This is a genomic window from Microvirga arabica (assembly GCF_016811235.1).
In the GTDB taxonomy this organism is placed as follows: domain Bacteria; phylum Pseudomonadota; class Alphaproteobacteria; order Rhizobiales; family Beijerinckiaceae; genus Microvirga; species Microvirga arabica.
Genome location: NZ_JAFBID010000195.1, coordinates 1 through 1,314, shown reverse-complemented (window position 1 = coordinate 1,314; position 1,314 = coordinate 1). Strand labels below are relative to the sequence as shown.

The window sequence follows — 1,314 nt, the reverse complement described above, 5'->3', positions numbered from 1 at the left end:
CAGAATTTCGCGTTTACCGGCGTGGTTTGCGGGTCCGACGATGCCCTCCTGCTCCATGCGCTCCATGAGCGAGGCCGCCCGGTTGTAGCCGATCTGCAACCGGCGCTGGATGTAGCTCGTCGACGCCTTCTTGTCCCGCAGCACCACCGCCACCGCCTGGTCGTACAGATCCCCGCCCGGCGCCCCGAACTCGCCCTGGTCGAACACCGCCGTGTCGGGAGCAGCCCCGCCCTCGTCCTCGTCGGCCGTGACCGCCTCCAGGTACTGCGGCCGCCCCTGGCGCTTGAGGTGCGCCACCACCTTCTCCACCTCCTCGTCCGAGCAGAACGGCCCGTGCACGCGCGTGATCCGCCCGCCGCCCGCCATGTACAGCATGTCGCCCTGCCCTAAGAGCTGCTCGGCGCCCATCTCGCCTAAGATCGTGCGGCTGTCGATCTTGGACGTGACCTGGAACGAGATCCGGGTCGGGAAGTTCGCCTTGATCGTGCCGGTGATCACGTCCACGCTCGGCCGCTGCGTGGCCAGGATCACGTGAATGCCCGCGGCTCGCGCCATCTGGGCCAGGCGCTGGATGGCGCCCTCGATCTCCTTGCCGGCCACCATCATGAGATCGGCCATCTCGTCGACGATCACCACGATGTAGGGCAGAGCATCGAGCTCCATCACCTCGTCCTCGTACACCGCCTCGCCAGTCTCGCGGTCGAAGCCGGTCTGCACCGTGCGGGTGATGGTCTCGCCGCGGGCCTTGGCCTCCACCACCCGGGCGTTGAAGCCGTCGATGTTGCGCACCCCGAGCTTGGACATCTTGCGGTAGCGGTCCTCCATCTCGCGCACGGCCCATTTGAGCGCCACCACGGCCTTCTTCGGGTCGGTGACCACCGGGGTGAGCAGGTGCGGGATGCCGTCATAGACGGAGAGCTCCAGCATCTTGGGGTCGACCATGATCAGGCGGCACTCGGCCGGCGTGAGCCGGTAGACCAGCGACAGGATCATGGTGTTGATCGCCACCGACTTGCCCGAGCCTGTGGTGCCGGCCACCAAGAGGTGCGGCATGCGGGCAAGGTCGGCGATGACGGGCTCGCCCCCGATGGTCTTGCCCAGGCACAGGGCGAGCTTCTGCTTGGTGCTCTCGAAGTCCTGGGAGGCGAGGAGCTCGCGCAAGAACACGGTCTCGCGCTTGTGGTTGGGCAGCTCGATGCCGATGGCGTTGCGGCCCTGCACCACCGCCACGCGGGCCGACACCGCGCTCATGGAGCGGGCGATGTCGTCCGCCAGCGAGATCACACGAGACGACTTCGTCCCAGGCGCAGGCTC

At 67.6% G+C, this 1,314-nt stretch carries 1 protein-coding gene; it reads right to left on the bottom strand.

Annotation, left to right across the window (positions count from 1 at the left end; all coding sequences use genetic code 11):
- A partial coding sequence (locus JQC81_RS32410; RefSeq protein WP_281400485.1) for a DNA translocase FtsK occupies positions 1-1,314 on the bottom strand: 1,314 nt, incomplete at both ends.